The sequence below is a fragment of the Pseudomonas sp. OIL-1 genome (genome assembly GCF_010669185.1).
Classification (GTDB): Bacteria; Pseudomonadota; Gammaproteobacteria; order Pseudomonadales; family Pseudomonadaceae; genus Halopseudomonas; species Halopseudomonas profundi.
The window spans coordinates 596533-619545 of the sequence record NZ_CP048629.1 but is presented as its reverse complement, the minus strand read 5'-3'; the positions used below and the strand labels follow the sequence as shown (position 1 = coordinate 619545).

General features: G+C 53.0%; 24 protein-coding genes and 2 pseudogenes. 17 read left to right on the top strand and 9 right to left on the bottom strand.

Going from position 1 to position 23013, the window contains the following annotated elements:
- Nucleotides 1-345 precede the first annotated feature (345 nt).
- The 4 genes from G3M63_RS02825 (at nucleotide 346) to qatD (ending at nucleotide 5064) form a co-directional block, all read left to right on the top strand.
- The gene (locus G3M63_RS02825; protein WP_150302392.1) at nucleotides 346-2217 is read left to right on the top strand and encodes a P-loop NTPase fold protein; all 1872 of its coding nucleotides are present in this window, start codon (nucleotides 346-348) and stop codon (nucleotides 2215-2217) included.
- Between the two features lie 383 nt (nucleotides 2218-2600).
- Nucleotides 2601-3041, top strand: coding sequence for a hypothetical protein (locus tag G3M63_RS19430; RefSeq protein ID WP_218573647.1), 441 nt, complete (start codon nucleotides 2601-2603; stop codon nucleotides 3039-3041).
- Nucleotides 3038-4303, top strand: a complete 1266-nt coding sequence (gene qatC, locus G3M63_RS02815; protein WP_150302394.1) for a Qat anti-phage system QueC-like protein QatC — start codon at nucleotides 3038-3040, stop codon at nucleotides 4301-4303. Before G3M63_RS19430 ends, qatC begins: the two co-directional genes overlap by 4 nt.
- Nucleotides 4300-5064 carry a Qat anti-phage system TatD family nuclease QatD gene (gene qatD / locus G3M63_RS02810; protein ID WP_150302395.1) on the top strand — a complete coding sequence of 255 codons (765 nt, stop codon included), beginning with the start codon at nucleotides 4300-4302 and terminating at the stop codon, nucleotides 5062-5064. Before qatC ends, qatD begins: the two co-directional genes overlap by 4 nt.
- Nucleotides 5065-5223: 159 nt before the next feature.
- Here the strand turns inward: qatD and G3M63_RS02805 are convergent, their stop codons facing one another.
- The gene (locus tag G3M63_RS02805; protein ID WP_163981816.1) at nucleotides 5224-6564 is read right to left on the bottom strand and encodes a hypothetical protein; all 1341 of its coding nucleotides are present in this window, start codon (nucleotides 6562-6564) and stop codon (nucleotides 5224-5226) included.
- A 103-nt stretch (nucleotides 6565-6667) separates the two neighbouring features.
- On the opposite strand from G3M63_RS02805, the pseudogene istA reads away from it, so the two are divergent.
- A pseudogene (istA, locus tag G3M63_RS02800) lies at nucleotides 6668-7399 on the top strand (IS21 family transposase); the annotation flags it as partial.
- Nucleotides 7400-7430: 31 nt separating this feature from the next.
- Here istA and G3M63_RS02795 read toward each other — a convergent pair.
- A protein-coding gene (locus G3M63_RS02795; RefSeq protein WP_163984141.1) for an IS3 family transposase occupies nucleotides 7431-8995 on the bottom strand; the annotation gives its coding sequence in 2 pieces (ribosomal slippage) (nucleotides 7431-8533 and nucleotides 8533-8995; 1566 coding nt in all).
- A gap of 76 nt (nucleotides 8996-9071) precedes the next feature.
- Between G3M63_RS02795 and G3M63_RS02790 the strand changes: the two are divergent.
- Nucleotides 9072-9368: pseudogene (locus G3M63_RS02790) on the top strand (IS21 family transposase); the annotation flags it as partial.
- Entirely contained in the window at nucleotides 9365-10162 is a 798-nt protein-coding gene (gene istB, locus G3M63_RS02785) for an IS21-like element helper ATPase IstB (RefSeq protein ID WP_150302439.1), read from the top strand. The pseudogene G3M63_RS02790 and the gene istB, both read left to right, overlap by 4 nt.
- A gap of 20 nt (nucleotides 10163-10182) precedes the next feature.
- On the opposite strand, the gene G3M63_RS02780 is transcribed toward istB, so the two are convergent.
- Both G3M63_RS02780 and mobI read right to left on the bottom strand, forming a co-directional pair.
- The gene (locus G3M63_RS02780; protein WP_163981813.1) at nucleotides 10183-10800 is read right to left on the bottom strand and encodes a hypothetical protein; all 618 of its coding nucleotides are present in this window, start codon (nucleotides 10798-10800) and stop codon (nucleotides 10183-10185) included.
- Between the two features lie 448 nt (nucleotides 10801-11248).
- Nucleotides 11249-11704, bottom strand: a complete 456-nt coding sequence (gene mobI / locus G3M63_RS02775; RefSeq protein WP_150302397.1) for a conjugative transfer protein MobI(A/C) — start codon at nucleotides 11702-11704, stop codon at nucleotides 11249-11251.
- Nucleotides 11705-12998: 1294 nt separating this feature from the next.
- On the opposite strand from mobI, the gene G3M63_RS02770 reads away from it, so the two are divergent.
- The 3 genes from G3M63_RS02770 (at nucleotide 12999) to G3M63_RS02760 (ending at nucleotide 14800) form a co-directional block, all read left to right on the top strand.
- Nucleotides 12999-13187: a type II toxin-antitoxin system VapB family antitoxin gene (locus tag G3M63_RS02770; protein WP_150302398.1), complete on the top strand. Its 189-nt coding sequence runs from the start codon at nucleotides 12999-13001 to the stop codon at nucleotides 13185-13187.
- A gap of 690 nt (nucleotides 13188-13877) precedes the next feature.
- A complete protein-coding gene (locus tag G3M63_RS02765; protein WP_150302399.1) occupies nucleotides 13878-14330 on the top strand; it encodes an antitoxin Xre/MbcA/ParS toxin-binding domain-containing protein in 453 nt (150 codons plus the stop codon).
- Nucleotides 14327-14800 (top strand): RES family NAD+ phosphorylase, encoded by a 474-nt coding sequence (locus tag G3M63_RS02760; RefSeq protein WP_223825135.1) that lies wholly within the window; start codon nucleotides 14327-14329, stop codon nucleotides 14798-14800. The genes G3M63_RS02765 and G3M63_RS02760 overlap by 4 nt, the downstream gene beginning before the upstream one ends.
- 240 nt (nucleotides 14801-15040) lie before the next feature.
- Here the strand turns inward: G3M63_RS02760 and G3M63_RS02755 are convergent, their stop codons facing one another.
- Both G3M63_RS02755 and G3M63_RS02750 read right to left on the bottom strand, forming a co-directional pair.
- Entirely contained in the window at nucleotides 15041-15376 is a 336-nt protein-coding gene (locus G3M63_RS02755; RefSeq protein ID WP_150302400.1) for a hypothetical protein, read from the bottom strand.
- Nucleotides 15377-15410: 34 nt separating this feature from the next.
- Nucleotides 15411-15695 (bottom strand): hypothetical protein, encoded by a 285-nt coding sequence (locus G3M63_RS02750; protein WP_150302401.1) that lies wholly within the window; start codon nucleotides 15693-15695, stop codon nucleotides 15411-15413.
- Between the two features lie 214 nt (nucleotides 15696-15909).
- Between G3M63_RS02750 and G3M63_RS02745 the strand changes: the two genes are divergently transcribed.
- Nucleotides 15910-16281 (top strand): hypothetical protein, encoded by a 372-nt coding sequence (locus G3M63_RS02745; protein ID WP_163981812.1) that lies wholly within the window; start codon nucleotides 15910-15912, stop codon nucleotides 16279-16281.
- 197 nt (nucleotides 16282-16478) lie between these two features.
- Here G3M63_RS02745 and G3M63_RS02740 read toward each other — a convergent pair whose 3' ends face one another.
- Nucleotides 16479-17093 (bottom strand): hypothetical protein, encoded by a 615-nt coding sequence (locus tag G3M63_RS02740; protein ID WP_150302192.1) that lies wholly within the window; start codon nucleotides 17091-17093, stop codon nucleotides 16479-16481.
- Between the two features lie 156 nt (nucleotides 17094-17249).
- Here G3M63_RS02740 and G3M63_RS02735 point away from each other — a divergent pair, with 156 nt between their 5' ends.
- The 5 genes from G3M63_RS02735 (at nucleotide 17250) to G3M63_RS02715 (ending at nucleotide 20793) form a co-directional block, all read left to right on the top strand.
- On the top strand, nucleotides 17250-17627 hold the full coding sequence (locus G3M63_RS02735; protein ID WP_150302191.1) for a DUF2513 domain-containing protein: 378 nt from the start codon (nucleotides 17250-17252) through the stop codon (nucleotides 17625-17627).
- Nucleotides 17624-18586, top strand: a complete 963-nt coding sequence (locus tag G3M63_RS02730; RefSeq protein ID WP_163981811.1) for a tyrosine-type recombinase/integrase — start codon at nucleotides 17624-17626, stop codon at nucleotides 18584-18586. The genes G3M63_RS02735 and G3M63_RS02730 overlap by 4 nt, the downstream gene beginning before the upstream one ends.
- Before the next feature lie 810 nt (nucleotides 18587-19396).
- Nucleotides 19397-19657 carry a hypothetical protein gene (locus G3M63_RS02725; protein WP_150302190.1) on the top strand — a complete coding sequence of 87 codons (261 nt, stop codon included), beginning with the start codon at nucleotides 19397-19399 and terminating at the stop codon, nucleotides 19655-19657.
- Nucleotides 19658-19679: 22 nt separating this feature from the next.
- On the top strand, nucleotides 19680-20009 hold the full coding sequence (locus G3M63_RS02720; protein ID WP_150302189.1) for a hypothetical protein: 330 nt from the start codon (nucleotides 19680-19682) through the stop codon (nucleotides 20007-20009).
- A gap of 106 nt (nucleotides 20010-20115) precedes the next feature.
- The gene (locus tag G3M63_RS02715) at nucleotides 20116-20793 is read left to right on the top strand and encodes a hypothetical protein (RefSeq protein WP_150302188.1); all 678 of its coding nucleotides are present in this window, start codon (nucleotides 20116-20118) and stop codon (nucleotides 20791-20793) included.
- Nucleotides 20794-21148: 355 nt separating this feature from the next.
- Here the strand turns inward: G3M63_RS02715 and cadR are convergent, their stop codons facing one another.
- Nucleotides 21149-21571, bottom strand: coding sequence for a Cd(II)/Pb(II)-responsive transcriptional regulator (cadR, locus tag G3M63_RS02710; protein ID WP_150302187.1), 423 nt, complete (start codon nucleotides 21569-21571; stop codon nucleotides 21149-21151).
- A 172-nt stretch (nucleotides 21572-21743) separates the two neighbouring features.
- Here cadR and G3M63_RS02705 point away from each other — a divergent pair, with 172 nt between their 5' ends.
- On the top strand, nucleotides 21744-22565 hold the full coding sequence (locus G3M63_RS02705; protein ID WP_371923568.1) for a cation transporter: 822 nt from the start codon (nucleotides 21744-21746) through the stop codon (nucleotides 22563-22565).
- On the opposite strand, the gene G3M63_RS02700 is transcribed toward G3M63_RS02705, so the two are convergent.
- Nucleotides 22555-23007 (bottom strand): helix-turn-helix domain-containing protein, encoded by a 453-nt coding sequence (locus G3M63_RS02700; RefSeq protein WP_223825122.1) that lies wholly within the window; start codon nucleotides 23005-23007, stop codon nucleotides 22555-22557. The two genes, G3M63_RS02705 and G3M63_RS02700, sit on opposite strands and share 11 nt — an antisense overlap.
- Between the last annotated feature and the right edge of the window lie 6 nt (nucleotides 23008-23013).

Here is a 23013-nt window from a genome sequence, read left to right as displayed (position 1 = left end):
CATGTAATTTTGGAAGGGAATGGTAGCCAACTGTCGTGGTTCGCTTTCATTAGTTTTAGTGATCGCCCCTTGGATAGACATCATCGAGAGGTGTCGTTTTGACGATTCTTTCCCTGTCTTGAAGGCAGCTTTGGGTCGTAAACTGCCTAGCCGGAGGGGCAGTAAACGGCCAGAAGCGGACGTACAGCTTGCTACAGATTTAAACTGGCCCTGCCAAACTGATCGATGACGATTGTAAGCAAGACTGAGAGAGTTCACTTCAAAATCAGCAGTGGCAGTTCGCAACTGGTCCGGTTAGCGTAATAATCGCGGTGTTCTTCGACCAATGAAAATGGATTTTCAGCCATGTGGCATGACAACGAGACAGCAATTGATTACCTAAACTTCGGCGTAGTGGCTGATGCGTGTGCGAGCATGCTGACGCGAGCAAATGGCGAGCCCATTTCCGTCGGTGTGTCCGGGGGATGGGGCGCTGGCAAGTCGTCGTTGGTGAAGATGATTGCGTCTCGACTGGAGGCTCTCGGTGAAGCTAAGCCTGTCGATGATGGCAAGCCAGGTAACACCTTCGTTGTTCTCACCTTCAATCCCTGGCTGTACCAAGATTTTGAGTCTGCTCGCAGTGCTCTGCTTCAGATCGTCGGCGATGAGATTGTTCGGCTTGCCAAAGAGAACCAGACCATCGCGAATAAGGCCGCTGAGCTGTGGCGTCGCATCAACCTGCTCAGGATTGCCCAGCTGAGTGGGGAGGCAGCACTGACATTGACAACTGGGATTCCGGTCGGGGCCCTCGGCAAGACGTTCAACACAATTGCTGGCTTCTTCTCCTCCCTGGAAAAGCCGGGCGAGGTAGCGATAGATGCTGAGGGCATTGGATCGGCGGCCAATGGTTTGCTGAAACCAAGCGAACCGTTCTCTATGCCGGCGCACATCCAGGCCTTCCGAGACACCTTGGAAGAGCTTCTCGCCGAGCTTGAAATCACCTTGGTGATTTTTGTCGACGACTTGGATCGATGCCTTCCACAAACCGCAATTTCAACGCTCGAATCTATTCGTCTACTGCTGTTCATTCGCCGTAGCGCATTCGTTGTTGCGGCCGACAACGACTTTATTAAGGCAGCTGTGAAAGTCCATTTTGATGGGGCAGGAATTTCGAGTGATGTGGCTACCAACTACTTCGACAAGCTCATTCAGGTTCCGCTTCATGTCCCGCGGCTTGGTCTCAATGAGGCGAAAGCCTATCTGGTTCTGCTGCTGCTTGAGCGAGAGGCCAATGTCGGAACATTCGCTCGTGACCAATTCAAAAACGCGCTCAGGCTTGTTCCCGAGAGGCTTCGAAACAGCTGGAAAGGTGAGACGATCAATCAAGATTTTCTCTACGCTTTAGTTGGGGAAAATGAAGCGCTTCGAGGATTGATGGACCTAGCAGAAGGGTTGGCATCACTTCTACATCGCTCGTCAGCAGTCAATGCCAATCCCCGGCTCATGAAGCGCTTTCTAAACACGATTTACCTGCGTGAAGCCCTTTCTGCGCCGCAGGGCATCCAGCTAGATATCGCGGCATTGGCAAAATGGCACCTTCTTGAGCGCTGTGATGAAGCGCTTGCAGAGGAGATTGCTGGCCAAGTGCATTCGGATAATGACGGTCGAGTACAGATCCTGGCCGACGCGGAAAACGCCGCCGCTAATCAAGCTGGCTTGCACGAGCCCTTTAAGGACAATCCCTTCACTAGGGAGTGGCTCGAACTGCCACCTGCACTCGGCACTGAAGATCTCCGCCCATTGCTTCACCTGAGCCGTGACTCGGGGACTCGTGACTTCGGCGATGACAATATGACGCCTGACTCACGACAGCTTCGCGATGTTTTGAAGGCGGCAAAGAGTGGGCACCAATCCCTTACGGATCTTATAAACAAGGTTGGGCCTGATCAGACTGGTTTGGCGATGATCAAGGCATGGCAGAACTGCAGCACTACGCGCACCTGGAGAAGCAACGAAGAGATCGTGATGCTCATCGAGTGCTGCAAGGTCTTTCCCGAGCTGGGTAAAAAGGCGGCCAGCTTGTTGGAGCAAGCGCCTCTAAAGCAAGTTGGCCCCGGCATCATACCTACTCTAGGTGCTCAGTCCTGGGCGCGCGAGGTCTTGGAGCGTTGGAAGGATCTAAATGAACTGCCAAAGAATACAAAGGCGGCGATTGAGCACCTAAGGAAGAAGAACTGATGGGTACATCAACATCCTGCAGTGGTGGCCGTTCAGGCTCTCCTTTTGACCCAGAGTGGCTGGCTCCAGATGGAGCTACAGCTCGCAGCTCGGATGGTGGTGAGCAAACTGACTCTGACCAAGAGGGGGCTCCTGCCAGTGAGGCACCTGTTGCTCCACAGAATGTTATCGCTCCGGATCGTCGCTTTGGCCCTGCCCGGGCAAAAATGGGATCTTACCTAGGCAGTGGTAACCGCGACGATCTTCGTAGTGCGACCAGGAGCATGGTGTCCAAAGGAATGGGAGGAGCGAGTCGCGCTGCTTCTACCATGCGTAGCACTGCACGAGGGGCAGGAGCTCTTGGTCAGTTCCTGGCCGCTGCTCGTGATGGTACTGACCAGCGAGTGACCGACTGGGTAGCACGCTGCCGCTCGGCCAATCTCTCCGCTTCCGACTTGGCGCTTGAGGTCTTGAAAGAAGTCAGTTCGGGTTTCGGCAGTATTGATGAGGAGTCTTTGCATGATGCAGGTGCTGAGGCGCTAGCGAAGCTCTATGAGAATCACCCTGATGTAGACATTTTTGCTCTGACTGATGCGCAAATTGCCGAAGTAGTAGGGCTGACGATCGCTAACCAAATCTGTCAGCGCATTGATATGCAGCTTGGGCAGACCTACGAAAAGCTCAAGCATGATCCTGTAATGATCCAAGAGCGCCGAGCCGACATAAGAGAATGGGTTTGGGCAGAAGTGCGGGCGATCTTGGAGGAGAAGCAAGCTTCGCATGCAGATCCTAAAAACTTAGCCCAGTCAGTCCTTCAAACTGCGTTGCAGGTGTTTGCCGAATGAACAAGGTAATGTGCTCCAAGGCGGAAAGGATCCCGCAGCAGCTGCAGGCGGATGAGCGAGCGTTCTCCTATTTCAAGGGAGCCCAACGCGATGGCGTTGGTACAATTGCTAACCGTTGGCATGGATCATTAAAACGATCGGGCTTTCGGCCGTCGCCGGCAGTCTGGGACTTTGTTCAATTCTGTCTAGCGGTCTGCAGCGCTGACCTGGCTAGCCCCAGAAGTACCAGCGCAGATGGGTGGACCCGTACGATCCAGCTCACAGTGGGACTTTGCGAACCACTGCGTTGGCTACCTCTCAAACATCGTCTTGAGAACATGCTAAAGGTTCTGACCGGCGACTATTGGACTTTGGTTTTCAACGACGCAGGGTTTGAGCCACCTCAGGGGGATGGTGCCTATCTTCAGAGCGACTGTGTGTCTTTGCTGTCAGGTGGGCTAGATAGCCTGATTGGTGGCATCAATTTGGTCACCGAAGGCAGACGTCCTCTGTTTGTCTCCCAGCTTGCGCACAAAGACTCGGCACTACAACGACGTTATGCACAACTGCTGGCAGGTGCTGGCGGGCATTATCAATGGAGTCATGGCATCAATTTCAAAGGTGCACACGAATCCTCGACCCGAGCTCGATCCTTGGCCTTCTATGCATTTGCGGTGCTTGCCTCGACGAAGATTAGTCTGCCCAGGCCGCAAATCTACATCCCTGAAAACGGGTTTATCTGCATCAACCCTCCACTGGTCCCTGGCCGAGTCTCGAGCCTGAGTACGCGCACGACCCATCCGCTTTTCATCGGCACGCTTCAAAGCGTACTCGATGAGCTCGGGATATCCGTTGAGTTGATACTGCCTTATCGCTTCCAAACCAAAGGAGAGATGATGCGGGGCTGTCTCGATCAGGACAGGTTGAGAGAGTTGGCTTCGGACTCCACAAGTTGCGGGCGCTTCCGGACTTATAATCGCCAGCACTGTGGCCGTTGTGTACCTTGCCTGATCCGTCGAGCAGCTTTCTTTGCGTGGGGGCCGGGGTCCGATCAAACCAACTATCGCTTTCCGACCGTACTAGGCAGCGATAAGTCAGGCGGTCCCGATGATCCCATGGCAGTAGCTCTGGCTGTGCTCGATGCCAAGCAGAGAGGGCTGGATCGATTCCTGGGCGGCACACTGGCCTTTGCACCTATTGAGGAGCGTCCAGACTATCGCCGAGTCCTGCAGCAGGGACTTGCTGAGCTGGAAGCTGTTCTTGTTCAGGACCAACTGCTTTGATCGACTTCCATTGCCATGTAGATCTCTACCCCAGAGCTAGGGAAGTACATGCTGAGGCTCTGAGCCGCAATGCGTTCACGTGGCTGGTAACCACGAGCCCGAAGGCTTTCCAGGCAACGAGCTCGGTGCTTGGTCACCACGAAGCAATGCTGATCAGCCCGGGCCTTCACCCTGAGATCGTCGGCGAGCGCTTCCAAGAATTGGACCTCCTCACAGAGTTGATTGATGGCGCCATTGCTGTCGGTGAAATCGGTTTGGATGGCTCTAAGAGGTATGCTTCTAGCTACCTAAAGCAGAAGCAAGTCTTCGCTACTGCCGTGAAGCGATGCCATGACTTGGGAGGGCGTGCGCTCAGCATCCACTCGAGACAGGCGGTTTTAGACGTGTTGGCGCTACTCAGTGAGTTCCCTGACCACGGCATCCCGGTGCTGCATTGGTTCACCGGTACGGCATTAGAGCTCAAGGCCGCTGCTGGGCAAGGCTGCTGGTTCAGCATTGGCCCCGCGGCTTTCCATTCCGCGGCTGGGAAGGCGCTAGCCAAAAAGCTTCCGAAAGATAGGGTCCTTCCTGAAAGCGATGGGCCTTTCGCGCAGCTGGAAGGGCGTCCGGTGATGCCCTGGGATTTCGACATTACCGTCAATTTGCTGAGCGAGGCTTGGGCGCTACCACCGCTAGAGGTCAAGCACCAGTTGTTGAGCAACGCCAAGGCTCTGCTTAGCCAGATGGGTTGCAATGCTTCAGCACACATCCCCACCCAATAACTCCAAGTATCTCGGTGCAACACGAAGCGGATCAAGGCGACTTGCAGAAATATGTCAATTGCTACTAGTTGCAGCTAACCAAAGCCGCCCGTAGGGAGGCGGCGGCTATTGAGCGAAATAAGCTAAACAACGTTTCTTAGCCCGTTGTACCGTCGCCTTTTACGCAGTTACGGGATTGTCCAGATAGGTCAGCCACTCCCTGTGCGAGTCGGGTAGGTGTACCCGCTCGGCACCCCGGGTGACGGCCGTATACAGCATGGATAAGGTGCGCGCTAATTCCCGTTGGCTGCCTTCCCGAGCCAGGTAGTAGAGTGTTTCCGGCAGAGCTAGAATCGGCAGTTCGAAAGATTTGATGTCGTGTAATTTGACCGCGATCAGATTCAGAGGTCGGCCTATGAGTTCGCTTTCTGGTACCGAACGGTATGACAGGTCGAAATGGTCTCCATTTTTTAACCATTCTTCCACGCGCTGGAATGCTGGGCTCCAGATCATGGCTCGGGCTACTGACTCCCACGAGTCGTAGCGTCGGAGTGCCCCGTGGGTCGAGCGGCGTCCATGCTTGAGAAGTTCTCTGCAGTCTTTAACAAAGTGACTCAAGGTTCTGCCAGGGTCAAAAACATCAACCGCGCGACCCTGCTTGCGTCCGCGGATAAGCATGTCTACGACTCCCCATTCATCCGGCGCCGGCATCACTGCCGGCTCCAAGGGTAGCCCATCTGCGGGATACTCATGGAACTCAGTGGTTTTGCGGGCATCTGCTGAAAACGGCGAAGTTGAACGTAGCGGGTGCATGTTGATAAGCGGGTTGACATAATCAGCCATCCGCGTCCCTGCGCGCAGTGAGACTGTCATCTCGCATGTCAGCAGCGTACCAGTGAAAGGCAGATCTAAACCTCGGAAGTTTTGATAGCGATCGCCCAACATTCGCAGGGGCAGCCCGCTACGCTGCAGGACCTCTACCATCACCCGGGGAGCATCGTGCAGTTCATCTATTAATATGGTGCCGTAACGCTCTGGTAAGGTTTTATTAGACAATTGCAACAGCTTGACCAGATGGAAGCCACGCATCGGCATGTCTGAATGGGTCAAATTGATCATGGCATTCCAGACGCGGATTGCGGAGTCTACCGCCGCTGCCGCTTCGATCTTGCCCATATGTAGGCGCTTGCTCGGAGGGATATGACGCTCGGATATGACCGGGTCCAAGCTGTTGCAGTATCTGCGTACGATTTCCCAGCTTTGTGCTGCAAGCTGGTCTACACCCATGCGACTAGGATCGGCCAGTTGGGCGCGTTCGACTAAGACTGTCGCCGAGTAGCGCGTCCCAAGTGCGATCCCGAACCGTTCCGCCAGGCGGCGATTGGAGCCGGCCAGCAACTCAATAGCCAGGCCTATATAGGTCAGCAGATGGATGCGGCTTTTGTAAGTCTGGTATTTCTTCTTACCCAGTTTATGGAGCAGGGGCCTATGCTTCTGTGGTTGGTCAGCCAAAACGGTCACGGGCTTGTCACCGCCGGAGTAATACTGACCCACCAGCGTCGACTTAAAATTGACCCACCTGAAGCAAAATGGCCGCCTAATCAAATGATCAGAGCGGCGGCCGATGTTGACTCAGGAGAGACTCGTGGAAATTCATGTATTACATGGCCAAGGCAACAGTATTCGCTCCATCGCACAGCAACTGGGAGTGTCGCGCAATACCGTACGACGGTACCTGCGGGACCTGTCTGTTGTAGCTAGCTATCCGGACCGGGGCCCGCGACCAACGAAGCTGGAGCCCTACAAGCCCTATCTGTTAGAGCGAATCGAGGCGGCCAAGCCGCACTGGATACCGGCCACGGTATTGTTTAGCGAGATCCAAAACCGTGGCTACACCGGCGGAATCACCCAGCTCAAGCACTACACTGCCGAGTTCAAAACGGTCGAGCCTGATCCGGTGGTCCGCTTCGAGACGCCGCCAGGCAAACAGATGCAGGTCGATTTCACGACCATCTCTCGCCACCGGCGTACGATTAAAGCCTTCGTTGCCACGCTGGGCTTTAGCCGCGCCACCTACGTCCGATTTTCCGAGCACGAACGTCAGGAGGACTGGCTACGCGGTATCGAAGAGGCGTGCCAGTACTTCGGAGGCGTGCCCCAGGAGATCCTGTTCGACAACGCCAAGACCATCATGATCGAGCGCGATGCCTACGGCGAAGGCCATCATCGTTGGAATGCGCAACTGCTGGCGTCCGCGCGGGATTACGGCTTTATCGCCCGCGCTTGCCGACCTTACCGGGCCCGCACCAAAGGCAAGGTTGAGCGCTTCAATGGCTACCTGAAGAACAGCGGTGTTTGTCAACGTAGTTGTCGCGTAGACCATACTTTTATGCAGCCTGTAGCTGCGGTTCTTCTTGCAGGTTTTGCTGCTTCTCTGGATTGAGTGTTACTTCCCTCACAGCGTCCCAGTTTCGCGTATTCCTTGACCATCGTTCCGGGTGCGCTGAGCGTGCCTGTTGATACAGCGAATGACGCTTTGCCAAGATATCCACATCCAGGCGCAGATGGCGCTCCGCTGGCGTCACGAAGCGGATCCGGCTATGCCGGTGCTCGTGGTTGTACCAGTACATGAAGTCCCTGACCCAGGCCCGGGCGTCATCCAGGCTGGCGAAGCCGTTCTGCGGCCATTGAGGGCAGTACTTCAATGTTCGGAACAGTGATTCCGAGAAGGCGTTGTCATTACTTACGCGGGGCCTGCCGCGCGAAGGCGTGACGCCAAGGTCATACATTTTGGTTAGCAAGGTCGCAGACTTCATGGGTGCACCGTTATCAGAATGCAGCACCAGCGGCTCACGCAGGCATTTTTCGCTGAGAATGCTGCGTTGCAACAAGGCGGCAGCCTCTTCGCCAGACTCGGCGCTGTGCACCTCCCAGCCAACGGCTTTGCGGCTGTAAATATCTTCAATCAGATACAGGTAGTAATACTGACCACGCACCGGCGATGGCAGATAGGTAATGTCCCAGGACCAGACCTGGTTGGGCTTTGTGGCTACATGTGTTGTGGGCGCAGGATGCCGACGAGGCGGTTGGCTGCGGCCACGACGGTACTGCTGATCGGCGGCGTGCAGCACACGGTAAAAGCTGCTTTCAGAGCCGACATAACGACCCTGGTCAGCCAGTCGCGGCACAATTTGGCTTGGCGGCAAATGCGCGAACTCTTCGCTGTTGCACAGCTCCAGAATGGCCTGACGTTCTGCCTTGGTGAGCGCATTAGCTGGTACGGGGCGTATGGCAGTGGTACGGCCGTCAGGCTTCATGGTGTTCTCTTGAGTCCAGCGCTGGAAGGTGCGCAAACTGATGCCCAGCTCACCACACGCCGGCTTCTTGCGTGCACCGTTGGTGATGGCCTCAGTGAGCCATTCGACATAGTTCTGCCTGACTGGCAGCGAGGTCATATATCCTCGCTGTCGTCGCCCCAGTAGGCATTCAGCTTTTTTCGCAACACCAGCAGTGCGGCGGCTTCGGCCAAGGCCTTCTCTTTGCGGTTGAGTTCACGTTCCAATTGGCGGATGCGTTTCTTGTCTGTCTTGGCCTGCTCACGATCAGCTTGGCTTTGCGTCTTGGCGCTTTGCTGGCCGGCCAGACAGGCGGCTTTCCAAGCCTTTACTTGTTGTGGATAGAGACCCTTGCTGCGGCAGTACTCACTCAGCTCAATCTCTGACAATGCGGCGGTTTCAATAACGACCGCCAGCTTGGCTTCTGCCGACCAGTTGTCAGTCAGCTTTTGATCTCCCGGCACAACAGCTCCTCCGGCTTTGGCTTGTTTGCGCCAATTATAAAGCGTCTGCTCGCAGATACCTTCCTGCCGGGCCAACTCAGCAACAGACAGGTTGTGCGGGGGCAACAGCTTTCTCAGCAGGGCTTCTTTTCGCTCTGGTGCATAACGTGGCATTGCATGACTCATACCGTCCCCGGGATTGGATTCAGGTAAAACCGATCAAGCGACAACTACCCTGACACCGGGGGACAGCTTCATCACGCCTCTGGCAGCTACCCTAACCCAGACCGGCCTGCGGCTGGACGTGGCAACGGCCAATGCTCACATAGGCCCATGGCTTGAGCGTGTAGCACATCAACGTATCCACGGCACCACCGGCATCAAGCCCCAGGTATTGCTGGATCAGGAGCGCTTCCAGCTCAGACCTTTGCCACGGCAGGCAAAACGGGGTCCAGAGCAAATGCCAGTCACCGCACGGCCTGTGCCCAGGGAGAGCTTCCAACATCCGCTGAGCACCTATGACCGGCTACTGGAGGCGCATCCATGAATCTGCAACATCAGCGTATCCAACACGCCTGCGCGAACCTAAAGCTCGACACGCTAGCTAGCGAATGGTCAGCCATGGCCGACCGTTGCGCCTCGCAAGAAGACACCTTTGCCGTCTTCCTCGAGCAGCTATTGCGCTTGGAACTGGATGCACGGTCCCTGCGCTCCCGCGAGACCTTACTCAAGTTTGCCGGCTTCCCTGGGCGCAAGCTCTTCGAGGACTATGACTTTAAATTCGCCAGCGGAGCGCCGCGCAAACAGCTGAACGAACTGACAAGCTTGGCCTTCGTGGAGCGAGCAGAGAATGTCGTACTCCTCGGCCCTAGTGGCGTTGGCAAGAGCCATCTCGCCATCAGCCTGGGTCACAAAGCCGTCGCTCAAGGCATCAAGACGCGCTTCATCGCCGCAGCCGATCTGATGCTACAGCTGGCAACAGCCCGCAAACAGGAACGCCTAGAGCAATACTTGAAGCGCAGCGTGCTAGCTCCGCGGCTGCTGATCATCGACGAGATTGGCTATCTGCCGTTTGGCCGCGAAGAAGCCAATCTGTTCTTCAATGTCATCGCCAAGCGGTACGAGCAAGGCAGTGTCATCGTAACCAGTAACCTGCCGTTCTCGCAGTGGTCCCATGCCTTCGCCGATGACACAACGTTGACGGCAGCGTTGTTAGACCGGTTGTTACACCATGCGCATATCGTGCAGATCCGTGGCGAGAGCTACCGCCTGAAGGACAAGAACGCTGCGGGTATCGCGCCGGTCTCGGCCAACAGCCAAGATCTATTAAACAACAATTAATCGCCAAGGGTGGGTCAGTTTTAAACCGACGATATCGCCGATAAGTGGGTCAGATTTGAACCGTCGTTGACAGGCTTAAGATCCCGAACAGCTATCCGCTCTACCATCTCGTATAAAATGGTTGTTTTGCCAGTCCCGGCGTTTGACTGGGAACCGATCACCTCCTCAGGCATAGCCATCTCCGCATCCATAATACGGCGCTGGCTGTCGCTAAGGTGTAGCAGGACGCCGTCATGTCGTACCACCTGATAGGGGGTAGCCAGATTCCGCAATCGCTGCGCGTAGGAAAAGTCCCACGAACCGTCTGGCTGCAGATAGCGTCTGCTTTCTACTTCCTTTTGATCCATAAAATGGATGCCGTATTGGGCGCAGAGCATAACGCCTTGGCTCAGCGCGCTGTTGTCATGCCTGGCCTTTAGGTAAGCCTGCAACTCTTCAAGAGGGATTTGAATATTACGGGCGAAACGTTTCTCCAGATCATCAGGCAACAGTATCGATTGTGACAGCTTGGGAAGGTTCTGCAGGTAGACCAGTGCGGCGATTTCTGAGTGCGAAAGTTGTGACAGATCCAGCTCAGGCTCAGACACAACCGCTCCGCAAACATCCGTGCTTACAGGCAATAACCATGAGTAGCTCATGCAGCATCCTCCTAATAATAATTGTGAGATTATATCAATCACGAGCTTAGGAAATCTTTCACAGTCGTGAATCTGCTAAGGAGTGCTCACTGCTTGTTGTCAGAGGGTGCTTGCTGACTCTGTTATTTTTGACGGGTGTTGCTCGAGCGGCGGTCCAGATAGCGCTGATCTTACGTTTTTGCCGCGATATAAGAGTCTATCGAACTCGGTTCTTGGTGCTCGTCTATGGCTCTTTGCGGTGAACGGTTATTTGTCAGGCAAGCCCTGAAATGAGAAGTTATCCGTAAGCACGGTTGGCGAATGGCCGTTATTGGAAAAAGCTATGGTCCAGTAGTAAACAACAAACGATCGGCGGCGCTATGTGAGTGCCGTCGATCGTTTCTAGTGTAATGAGTAATTATTGAATCCGGGTAGAAAATCGAGTAATGTTTTAAAGCTTCAGATTGCCCTAGTTGTCTAGGAAAGGCAGTTGTTTGGCAAGAGTGTTCTTTGTGTGATTGATATGGGAATGCACGGTACAGTTGCGTGATAGAGCATACCTGATGATGGCCAGCCATTCTTCATATAAGAGTACTTGATATCGAAGTTTGGGTTCTAGAAAGGCAAAGGCTGAAGCTGGATATCTATGGGTCCCTCGCCCTTTACGCATAGGGCGGGCTAAAACTCGTTTTGAACCCCTTTCATCGCGCACCAATACGGTCTTGCTCCAACGGATTGACGTAGAACGATATCGCTTATCCTCGTTTATCGTAATCACGATCGGGAGCAGGATTTTCCGTTCTGCAGCAATTTCTAAAAACTGAACCATCAGTCGCTTAGCTTCCGCTGTTAATTCTTCAAACTGACGGTCCAGCACTATCAGCATTTCTTCGTAGGTTTCTAGTTCCAAGTCCAGTTCTAGCATTGTTTGCTCCAGGTTAGTCTGTCCGCAGATTCTCCAGCAGACTCCTGACGGAAAAACTGGGAATTAAACAGGATTTCGGTATAAAAACGCTTTTGATAGGGCTTTATGCACGACGATCCCTGTGAAAGGCTGACAGATACATTCCTGAATGGCGCCGAACGCGCTAGGTCGAGGGGATTGTCCTCGGATCTGCTCCACCGCTTGCTTTAGGCATGCAACACTCTCCTCAAGATGCCTTGCCCAGGAGGTCGAAACCGGGAGTGTGATCATGCCGGAGGATGTCTTACCAGACTCTTGCACCTCATTACCTGCGCCTTCACTTTTTCCGGCGCCATTCGGAGAGAGGACAGCGGAAACGGAGTTTTTCCGGCTTCTTTTCACGGAAAATTATCGCAGAAACAAAGGCTTAGCAAATTTTTTTCCGGCTATACTGTCCCCGGAATCTATAGTTTAGAAAATTGATTTGGGTGCGCAGAAAGAGGGGGCAACGGAAAAAGTTCGCAAGAACAATGGCTTAGCTTCGTTTTTCCGGCGCTTTACTAAAGAAAAACCTGCCGGAGAATTTTTTATTACTGAGATTGTCTTATCTCTGTAATAGTAAGGTAATCAGAGATGACCACCAAGCGCAGTTTCTTATGTGGTTTTTCCGGGTCGCGGAAGCGCGTCGCAGAAAAAGGAGCATGGAATCCTTCGAGTCGAATTCGGCTCTGCGCGATGTACAGGTAGCGCTTTTATGACCGAGCGTGCCCCGGACACTGAGGAAGCTGCTTCAGGGGATGGCATCTCGATGGCACCACATATGATGTCTATCTGGGCTTGCAGCTATGCTGGGCGTGATGAGAACGCGACGGGATGGTCCCTTTCTCCTCTGACCCTTGAGCATCAGCCAAGGTGAAGAGAGTTGTAGACTGGCGCCTAGGTCGCCACATTGATAAACAGTGGCGCGGGTTTGATACAGTTAAGGCGCAGGGATTGATCCCTCTCTTAATCTACATAAAAGTACCATTTTGTATGACGCTGAAATCGACTTTCACGAATCTGTCCGGGAAAAAATACCCCTGCCGAATAGTGAATGCTTGTTTTATGCATCACTGTTGTTGATGTGGCGGTGGGGCTATCTGCGACAAGAAACGATATAGACACGGCAATCTGTTTGTACGATTTATATCAAATGTGTTACTAGATCAATTTATTATTCGCTTTGGTTTGTGAGTCGCTATGCGGTTTCTGATGGAATTTCCTGTCGCAGACAACGCTTTATAGTCCTTCCTTGTATCGAAATAGGAGATGTTTTATGCTTATTAAGATAAATATTGATGATGCGCTTTACGCGAAAGCGTCGAAGTTGGCTGGCCCTGATATGGGTCAAGAAGACATTTTTCATGGGGCTCTGGAAGCTTTTATAAGAGTTCAGGCTGCTAAGCGGTTAGCAGAGCTCGGTGGAGTCTCGCCTAATATGAGTGAAATGCCCCCTCGTCGTTAGGGCCTTTATGGCAGCGGGAGGTTAGATAAAGGGTTTCGACCTGCTCAATACTAATCAGTGACAGTCTGATGGGTTTGTTTGTTAATTCATTTTGACAGACGATATTGCAGGTCGCTTAGCAGTGGCGCGTAATCGAATAGATGTTGGGTAGCGGTCAATTGTTATTACAGAAAAGACTGAAAGTACCGTCTTCCCTGGTGCCTTGCGGCAATTGATAGCTGCTTAGCGACACACCCGGCTGCGTAGGCACAGTATGTTGAGAATCAGCAATGAGAGCACTAAGTCAAAAGGCAGGATCTTAGCGTCAGAGAAACATAAAGGCGAGCTGCGCTGCGGTTGTGGGTGAGCGATACCGAGATAAGCCCTAGTGCGGAGGTATAGGACGATGAGTGTGCTAGAAGGGGACGCAAATTTCAACGCCTCGTATGAGGATAGCTCATCCTCATACCAAAGCCCTGCAGAGCGCATATTTGATGCGGTCTATGGCGAATCGGAACGGCCCACCCACACACTCTCCCACACGCAGGGAAACGTTAACTAGTTGAAATATAATTAAATATATACGAAGTGGTACTCTTTGCAACGGGAAGGTACGGCTAAAATGATGCCATCGTGTCAGTTTATTTGACTTCGGAAGGCAGTAGACTCACAATTCAATTGGATATTTCAAGAATACCAGATGGTGGGAATATGGAGACCGTTCACATCAAGACCTACAAACCCCAAAGGTCCAAGACTGAGTCGTTGTGGGAGAAGATAGGGCTTCCTAGCCGGGGCGAAAAGTTACATAGCGCCGTGAGGGAAGGAGTCAGCTATGTCGTTTACGAGAGACTTGCCGACGCAGGAGGTCTCGACATAAAGAGGCTCTCAAAAGTACTGCTTATATCGGGCACGACTATCCATCGGCGCACCAAATCAGGACGATTTAATACGCTGGAAAGCGACAAGATTGTGATGTTTGCCGAAGTCCTTGAAGCCGCGGTGAATCTCTTTGAAGGCGACAAGGAAGCGGCACGTCAATGGATGAACGCGCCGGTAAAGGGACTGGGCGGCAAAGCGCCGATGGACATGCTCGGAACCAATGTTGAAGCTGAGGCTGTTCTGGATCTGATAGGCCGGCTTGAGCACGGGGTCATTGCGTGACGGACGAGAGCATCGAGTACTTTCGGATCGTCAAAAAGAAGTGGGCAAGCACGGCATTCGATGGAGAGGGAGCCCGTCGACACGGTGGACGCTGGAACAGCAAAGGCCAACGGTGTGTATACCTGTCGTCCAGCATCTCACTCGCTACCCTTGAGGTGCTGGTACATCTACAGTCATCTGATCTTCTCGCAGCCTACGTCCTGTTCTCCGTCAAGATCCCCGTCGAGCATGTTCGCTCCCTGGCTAAATCTGACCTTCCCTCCAACTGGCAAGCTGACCCGGCTCCCAGTGAAACGGCTGCAATAGGTGATGGTTGGTTGGTATCGGGGGATGGCGTTGCCCTGGTCGTTCCGAGCACTGTCATAGTTCAGGAAAAAAACATTCTCCTCAATCCAGCTCATCCTGCTTTCGAGCTGATCGTCGCAACAAGCACGGAAGTGAATTTCGAGTTTGATCCAAGGCTTAAATAGGCAGTACAGCTAACGCAGGGAAAAATATGCCTCTACGATGCATCAGCACGGCAGGTGTCCCCGGTGTCTGGGTAGTTGTCGCTGCAAGTAGCCAATGCAAGGCCTAGTCTCTGGTTCAAGGCTCCCAACGCGACCGGCTCTGCCGGCTTACCCTTGAACTGGGAGCCAGGGTAGGCAGGATTGGTGATCCCGCGATGATTGACCTAGGCACCGGGGTAGATGAGGGCATACCGCAGGCGACTAACCTTTGCTCGCAGAAAACATGATGATCAGCAAAATAAGTCCGATGCTTATGCCTACAACCGCCCCCCAAACATTGATGAAATCATTTTGTTCGACGAGAGCAGCTACGTTTTTATTCTCTTGTTGCTCGTTCCAGGCTTCCATCTCTTGATCAAACATACTCTGAAATCCAAGTCGTTCTTCTTCTGGCCAGTCGGTTGTTAACGCTTCTAGCTCGTCCTGCTTATCCAATGCTTTCTGGTGCGGATTTCCACCGGATTTAGCCCATTCCACTATCTCCAGACCAGTTTTTGCTGCAAGCAACCGTACCGAATCCCTATCAAATCTGGACATCTTTTCCTCCCTCAACTTTAAAGATATATGACCTTCAAGGATTTTCCTTGGTCTGCGAAAACCCCTCGCGCACCCAGCACAGCGCCCAGGCAGCTGCATAAATACCCCAATGAGTAGTCACAGCCGTACCGAAAAAGAAAGCTGCCACGATCAAATAGCTGTAGTCCCTGTGGTCCAAAGCAAAGGCGACTAACAAACCGAAGCCAACTAAAGCCACCGCGCCGGATAAGAAGAAGCGCAGCACCTGAAGCATTCGCCAGTGCCCCTCATTGGCAATCCAGGCAGGTTTATTCTTCGATATGGTAGCCAGCGTTGGCATGGAAATCCTTTGCTTGGAAAATAAACGTGGGATCGTAACGGAACCCAGAAGCACAATGCTATCACTACGCCCAACGAGGTTTATGGTAAATTGAGATGGTAACGGGCTGTGTTCAGATAAAAATACTGCTCTCAGGATTGGCACCCAAATCGCGAACAGGCCGCCTTGATCGTTACGCTAATGCTGCTATGCCGCTTTTTTAAGGAAGAACGATATGTTTGAGGGAATAAAGGTAATTCTTGCAAAAAACCGCGTCATCATCGAGCTCGTTGATCAAGGCCATATTGAGAAGCAAAAAAGCCTTCTTATGCGCCAGATTGCGGGAAATGATTCTAATAGAGCGTACGCGACGTACGCCTTAAAGAATCGCCTCGTGAAATGTAAGTATATGGCCGCAGCCGCCATCTTCGCTCGGGTAGCAGTCTACTCTGCAGAAGACCCATCTAACGGGATTAGCTACCACGATTGGACTACTGCCTGCGAGCGCGCAATCATTCTGTCAGGCGCGAACGATGAAGAAGCGTCTGTCGTGATGCAGAGTTTGCTTGAAATGAATGAGCAGGTTCAACCTTTGTTCTCAGTGTAACGTCGCAATAATCCTAAGTTATGCGACAAACCGGTATGGCCCAGGCCTGGCCCGGCTCGAAGACCTGCGCACCCTGCCGAACCAGCACGCGCAACACTTACATGTTGCTCGCGACGTGCCAGCTCGCGCTGTCGGGCCTGGTGTTACCCACAAAAAATTCCACTGATTGGACGGGATTTTTTGATCATGGCTCGATATTACCCCGCAATCAGATCCAGCACTTTCTGCCCGTCGGGCATCCCTGACATCGTTCTCAGAAAAACAATGTTGCGCTCGAGGATTTTCTTGAGCTCGGCGGCGGGCAGAGGGCGCTCCAAGACATTGAAGCCCTGCAGCTTCTGATAATGAGTTTCGTCTTTATCGCCATCGTGATCGCCTATCTCAACTTTTCCGGTGCCCCGACCGTAGGCGACGATGCCTTTGCCATTCTCATACAAGAACACCACGTCATCTTTTTTGATCCGGTCGATGTTGTATTTCCAGGGCGAGTAGAAAGCGGCGGCGGCACCATTTGCCAGCATCCACTCATGGTCTTCAAGGTTATTGCCCTTGTTCGTGTTCAGAACGTGAAACCCGCTGACTGAAGGTTCTTTAAGCTCGGCTTCAGTTTTTTCAGCGCCATCTAGGGTTTCCTTCGCAATGGCGGCCCCTTTCTCCAACAACTTGAGCATGACCTCCTGTTTGGAGATCCCGATTTCGTCCGCCAGCCCCTCGATGAACGAATACAGTTCTTTGGGCATTCTCACAGTGGACGCGACCAGCTCTTTTTTGGATTTCTTGGAATTTTCGATCAGCGAAATGATGTCGTTCATGCGATGCTCCTTTTGGTTAGCTACAAGCATCATTTCATGATTTAACATATGAATCAATACAAAATTCAACTTTAAACCTAGTCGTGCATCTAAAGATGCTTCAGCGCTCATATATGTGATAATGTCCTTTATCACATATATGTTTGGGTACCTGAGATGAAACTCGACAAAGACTTGGTGCGCGAAATATTGCTGGCCGTTGAAGCGAGCAGCCCCGGTGAAAGTATTACGCTCTCGCTGGAAAACCGCACAGATCAAGAGATTTCCTACCATGTTCTGTTGCTGCATGAAGCGGGATTACTTGTAGGTCAGGATGCTTCCGTCTTGGCTGATGTATTTGCCGTGTGGAAAGCCAAGCGGCTGACCTACAAGGGTCATGAATTTCTCGATACCGTGCGGGATGGCGAGGTGTGGCGACGTACCAAAGCAGGCGCTGAGAAAGCAGGAGTGGCCAGTCTTGGGTTGATTTTTGAGTTAGGCAAGTCGGTTGGTAAGCAGCTGATCAAGGAAAGGCTGGGGATCGATCTGCCATGAGCCGTCTGGTGCTGTCTTCCAACCTCTCGACAAATGTTCCAGTGCTAGTCAGTCACGCCGGCGAGCAGGCCAGCATGTGCTTCCTTGAGTTCTTCGCGGCTAATATCCGCAATGCTAATACCCGGAGAGCGTATGCCCGTGCGACCGCTGACTTCCTAGCCTGGTGCGCCGAGGGCGGCGTATCCAGCCTTGCGTCGGTGGCCCCGCTGCATGTGTCGGCCTGGATAGAATTACAGTTGCAAACGCTGGCCGCCCCCTCGGTGAAACAGCGGCTGGCCGCTCTCCGACATCTGTTTGACTGGCTGGTGGTAGGCCAGGTTGTGCCCCATAACCCAGCCTCATCGGTGCGCGGGCCTCGTCATACTTCCCGCACAGGTAAAACCCCGGTGCTCGATCCATCTGAAGCCAGACAGCTGCTGGACAGCATTGATGTCAGCACGCCGGCAGGCCTTCGTGATCGAGCCTTGATCGCCCTGATGGTGTTTTCGTTTGCGCGTATTGGCGCGGCACTGGGCATGAAGGTCGAGGATGTCTACACACAAAATCGGAGGCTGTGGATACGGCTGCGGGAAAAAGGGGGAAAGCAACATGCCATGCCCTGTCACCACTCATTGGAGGAGTATTTGCACGCGTACCTAATAGAGACAGGGATTGAAAACGATCCGAAAGGGCCGTTGTTTCGCACCATCGGCCGCGGCACCGGGCAACTGAGCTCCCATACGCTGCCCCAGGCCAATGCCCACGCTATGGTACGTCGACGTGCACAGGCGGCCGGGATTCAGACACGGATAGGCAATCACACCTTTAGGGCAACAGGAATCACGGCTTATCTAAAGAACGGGGGCACCTTGGAAAACGCTGCTGCTATGGCCAATCATGCGTCAACGCGCACCACACAACTGTACGACCGACGCCGAGACGAAATCAGCCTTGATGAAATCGAACGGATTCATCTTTAAGCCTTGAAACCCGCATTGGGTGGTGCGGTAGGCAATCTTCTAAAAACGATAACGTATTTTATCGTTACTTTTAGATGCAGCGGAAAGTTGTGGCACAAGGACCAGGCAGGCTAGCCTCCGGGGGCATATAAGCATCGCTATTTCGTCAAAATTTCCCGTTAGTTAGTTCCTCTACTGGCGGCAGGCGGGGGAAGAAACCATCAGCGTGCCAAAACTGCTACGGGCTGCGCTCAAGCAGAGGTTTTGGTTCGCTGCATCCAGCCAGACACGACCGCGACGGCAAAGTTGTCGGGTGCTTTCGTGAAGTGCTGGAAGTGTAGCGAGTGGACCAACCTGCTTGATCACATCGAGCTATGTCCCAGCCAGGAAAGCGGGGATGTGGCCTATTTCAGGATAGACGAGATACCTGAGCACATACTGCCCGAGCTGATCCCTGATTCCCTGCACCCCTGGAAGGTAGGGCAGGTTCAGCAGCGATTCAGCAAAACAGAGGCTGGATCGTACATCTCGAACGGCTGTGTGCAGTGCGATGCGCTTCAGGGACGTTTCTTTTCCTCAGAAATAATGCACAGGTTGCAGCCTATAACAGAGTATCCAGTAACAATCACTAAGCCGCTGAGCGCGGCGATTAACGCATGTAACCCGGGGCGCTGGAGGGTGAGCAATCCATAACGCCTGATGGCCTTGGGTTTGTAAAAAACGATATTAACCTCCATCTATGCAAGAGAGAGCAAGCCGCCGAGCGGGCTCACAACATCAACGGCTGGGCCTCATTCGGGACGGTCATTAACAAGGGCAGAGAGAAGCAGCATGACAAAGCTAGAAGAGACGATCGTCGAGCAGGCGAAATACCAGCTCCAGGAGCTGCGCATGTCGCTTGTGCGCCCAGAAGCGCCCGAGCGTAACGAAGCGATTTCATCGGCGTTCTGGATGCTTGGAGGCCTAACCATCCTGGCCAACCTAGTCGACAGCGGCATGTCCGATGACGCCGCAAAGGCGCTGCAGGTAATTGAGCGTGAATCAGCGCAGGCAATGTCGGCCGCAAGCCTGCTTGGCCCTATCAAACGATAATCAACTGAGCAGAGGGAGGAGCATGACGAAATCCGTGGATAATGGAAACACAGATGGGTCTTTGTTGGAATTTGGCCGTTTGGTTGTGAGGCACTTTTTCTGGATTGCTGTGCCCTTCGCTATCGGTGGTGCAATATACGCATTTAATAAAGACGACGTTAAAGGCGTTGGTGCTATATGTACATTCGCAGGTATGTTACTTACAGCATGGTACTTGGCCACCAGAGAAACAGTACATTCTGAAAATAAGAGACTGAATAAAATAGATGTTATAGAGTTATTGGTCGCGTTAGCGGGAATCGTCTTGAGTGCTTTTGGTTATATGTACAGCCTAACCAATAGCTTCCAGTAAAGCGATAAAAAGCCGAAATTACGTGATTTATAGCGTTGGGTTCTGTGATTTATATGCGACAGTTGTATATGTATATCAAAGCAACTGTCCATATGGAGCATGACACATGAAAAAATGCGCTTTAGCACTTACCATCATTTCAGCCATCGCAGCATCAAATACCGCACTCGCTGAGAACAATATCGCGCTGGGCGTCTACGGCGGTAGTACTGGTGTAGGCATAGGTGCTACCTACAAACTCAATGATCGTATTAATCTCCGCGCAATGGCAAATCACCTCGACTATAGTGACGACGCCACTGTTGATTACTACGATTATGATTTCGACCTAAAAATGAGCAGTGTCGAAGCGCTGGTAGATTACTTCCCATTCGATTCAGGATTCCGCCTTACAGGTGGTGTGATGTTCAATAACAATGACTTCACTGGTAGCGGAAATCCGAACGTAAACGGACTGGTTGAGATCGGCGGATACGTCTTCACAGCCGATACAGTTGGGCAGGTAGACGCTGAGGTTGAGGTTAGGCGGATCGCTCCGTACCTGGGTGTGGGCTATGGCAACACCTTCAAGGGCAGCGCCTTGTCAGTGAATGCGGACCTCGGTGTGATGTTCCTGGGGCGTCCGGATGCGACCGTACGGGCTTCAGGGGCCGACAATGCGAGCCCCTTTATCCGCAACAGACTCAACGAGGCAGCGCGAAACGAAGAGCGTGACGTCGAGGACCAGTTGGACAGGCTTCAGTATTATCCGCTTGTTCGTGTAGGCCTCACATACGCCTTCTAAGCGTCCAGTCAGCATTACAGCCCGGCTCTATGCCGGGCTTTTCCGTTTCTAGGGTGCGCTGAAGGCCCTATCAGTAGCAATCCATCGTTTGCAGGACGACAACCCTAGAACCGAGAGGCATTGCCGTCCTATACTGTATGAATGAACAGTATAGGGATTGCTATGAACCAGGCAGTTATCATCGGCGAGGTCGCGCTCTCCGGTCATCTAGTAACCCGGATTGAGGCATCTGTTCCGGCGGGATTCCCATCCCCGGCTCTTTTCCCATATCGTTCTCTATGTCAATGTGCAGGCCAATTTTTGTAAACCTATATAAAACAATAATATACCGACTAAATAATCAATCCTATCTACTTTAATTGCGTTGACAATTGTCAGCCGGTTCGCTTCCTTCACCGATTCCCGCCAAGATCCCACAATCGGTTGCTTCGCGCTTATCCGAGCAACGCCCTCTCAGTGCAACAAGCTGTCTCTCAAGTTCATGTAGAGCAGTTATCTGCGATCGCACATGAACAATGTGGTCATCGAGCATCGTGTTCACCGCTGCACAAGGCTGGTGAGGATCGTCCTTATAGCTTTGGAGGTCATGAATCTCTGCCAGTGACAGGTTCAGGATTCGGCAGCGACGAATGAAAGCGAGCCGTTTGGCATGTCGCTCGGTATAGATACGGTAACCATTTTCCTGCCGACTTGGCGGTTCAAGCAGGCCCTGCCGCTCGTAGAAACGAATTGTTTGGGTGTCGATACCCGCTGCCTCCGCTAACTGACCAATACGCATCGCGCTTACTCCAAATCTCAACTGATAATCCCGCTCCCTTGACCTTATAGTTACTACATGGTTTTAACTATCACAATTCTATTTCTGCTCGAACTGGAGGCGTACCGTGGGAAAAGATCGTGGTGACTCGTGTGGTGGTGATGCGACGTCTGCAACTGACCCCGATACGCTGATGTCCGGCGATGCGTCAGTTAGCGTCTTTGCCGTGCCGAAGATGGACTGCCCCTCGGAAGAACGAATGATCCGCTTGGCGCTGAATAGTTTTCATAACATTCGAGCGCTCTCCTTTGATTTGTCGAATCGACGATTGACGGTCGTGCACGATGGGGAGGTTGAGCCCATAACGGCAAAACTGACGACCCTGGGGCTGGGTGCATCTCTCCAGGAAACGAGCACTGCCGACACAGGGACGGTCACGGCTGCCATATCCTCTGCATCCTCGGACGCTCAAGAGTCCGGCACTCTACGCTGGTTGCTCGGCATCAATGCGATCATGTTCGTAGCCGAAATGACCGCAGGCTTGATCGCCCAGTCTACTGGGCTGATTGCTGACTCGCTGGACATGTTTGCCGACGCAGCCGTCTATGGTCTTGCCCTCTATGCCGTAGGCCGCAGTTTGCGGTTGCAAACACGCGCCGCTCATGTTGCTGGCGTGCTCCAGCTGGTCTTGGCCCTTGGCGTGTTGATAGAGGTAATGCGCCGTTTCCTGGTTGGCAGTGAACCTGAGTCCCTGATCATGATGATCGCTGCCTTCATTGCATTAATCGCCAACACCGTTTGCCTGTTGCTGATATTCAAGCATCGTGAGGGCGGCGTGCATATGAAGGCCAGCTGGATATTTTCAGCCAATGACGTGCTGATCAATCTGGGCGTCATCACCGCAGGTGCATTGGTCGCCTGGACGGGCTCCAGCTACCCGGATCTGGTTATAGGCACGATTGTGGGTCTTATCGTCCTCAACGGTGCCCGGCGCATTTTGGCGCTCAAGGCGTGATAAAGAGTGGAGTGGCGCCTTGGGCGCGCCCGGATAAAGATTCAACAATTCTACAGTCATTGATGACACCGCCTTCGCAGCACGCGCTTAAGCGTTGAAGTTCACGCTCCATCGCATGCAGATCACGAAGACGCATCCGAACCTGTTCGAGCTGCTCTTGCACCTTGGCATCGAGTGCCGCACAGGAAGCTTCGCGCCGGTCAGCAAACCCGAGAAGCACACGAATATCATTGAGACTGAAACCGAGTGCACGGCTACGCCGGATGAAGAGCAGACGATCGTGCTCCTTATCCGTGTAGAGACGGTAGCCGGCGGCGGAGCGGCCGGCCGGAGGCAATAACCCCAAGCCCTCGTAGTACCGGACCGTTACGGCCTTTGTGTCGGTGGCCTTCGCCAGCTGACCGACCGTGTAGTGTGTCGAACTGCTCCGTTCCGTTGTCATGCCGCT

Bases quoted from the DNA above. Each gene is read 5' to 3' on its own strand.
- G3M63_RS02745 (WP_163981812.1), top strand. From the start codon at position 15,910: ATGTTTGAGGGAATAAAGGTAATTCTTGCAAAAAACCGCGTCATCATC.
- G3M63_RS02705 (WP_371923568.1), top strand. From the start codon at position 21,744: ATGTCCGGCGATGCGTCAGTTAGCGTCTTTGCCGTGCCGAAGATGGAC.
- G3M63_RS02780 (WP_163981813.1), bottom strand. From the start codon at position 10,800: ATGAGCTACTCATGGTTATTGCCTGTAAGCACGGATGTTTGCGGAGCG.
- istB (WP_150302439.1), top strand. From the start codon at position 9,365: ATGAATCTGCAACATCAGCGTATCCAACACGCCTGCGCGAACCTAAAG.
- G3M63_RS02725 (WP_150302190.1), top strand. From the start codon at position 19,397: ATGACAAAGCTAGAAGAGACGATCGTCGAGCAGGCGAAATACCAGCTC.
- G3M63_RS02740 (WP_150302192.1), bottom strand. From the start codon at position 17,093: ATGAACGACATCATTTCGCTGATCGAAAATTCCAAGAAATCCAAAAAA.
- cadR (WP_150302187.1), bottom strand. From the start codon at position 21,571: ATGCGTATTGGTCAGTTAGCGGAGGCAGCGGGTATCGACACCCAAACA.
- G3M63_RS02765 (WP_150302399.1), top strand. From the start codon at position 13,878: ATGGAGACCGTTCACATCAAGACCTACAAACCCCAAAGGTCCAAGACT.
- G3M63_RS02700 (WP_223825122.1), bottom strand. From the start codon at position 23,007: ATGACAACGGAACGGAGCAGTTCGACACACTACACGGTCGGTCAGCTG.
- G3M63_RS02750 (WP_150302401.1), bottom strand. From the start codon at position 15,695: ATGCCAACGCTGGCTACCATATCGAAGAATAAACCTGCCTGGATTGCC.
- G3M63_RS02735 (WP_150302191.1), top strand. From the start codon at position 17,250: ATGAAACTCGACAAAGACTTGGTGCGCGAAATATTGCTGGCCGTTGAA.
- G3M63_RS02825 (WP_150302392.1), top strand. From the start codon at position 346: ATGTGGCATGACAACGAGACAGCAATTGATTACCTAAACTTCGGCGTA.
- mobI (WP_150302397.1), bottom strand. From the start codon at position 11,704: ATGCTAGAACTGGACTTGGAACTAGAAACCTACGAAGAAATGCTGATA.
- G3M63_RS02755 (WP_150302400.1), bottom strand. From the start codon at position 15,376: ATGTCCAGATTTGATAGGGATTCGGTACGGTTGCTTGCAGCAAAAACT.
- qatC (WP_150302394.1), top strand. From the start codon at position 3,038: ATGAACAAGGTAATGTGCTCCAAGGCGGAAAGGATCCCGCAGCAGCTG.
- G3M63_RS02770 (WP_150302398.1), top strand. From the start codon at position 12,999: ATGCTTATTAAGATAAATATTGATGATGCGCTTTACGCGAAAGCGTCG.
- G3M63_RS02720 (WP_150302189.1), top strand. From the start codon at position 19,680: ATGACGAAATCCGTGGATAATGGAAACACAGATGGGTCTTTGTTGGAA.
- G3M63_RS02715 (WP_150302188.1), top strand. From the start codon at position 20,116: ATGAAAAAATGCGCTTTAGCACTTACCATCATTTCAGCCATCGCAGCA.
- G3M63_RS02730 (WP_163981811.1), top strand. From the start codon at position 17,624: ATGAGCCGTCTGGTGCTGTCTTCCAACCTCTCGACAAATGTTCCAGTG.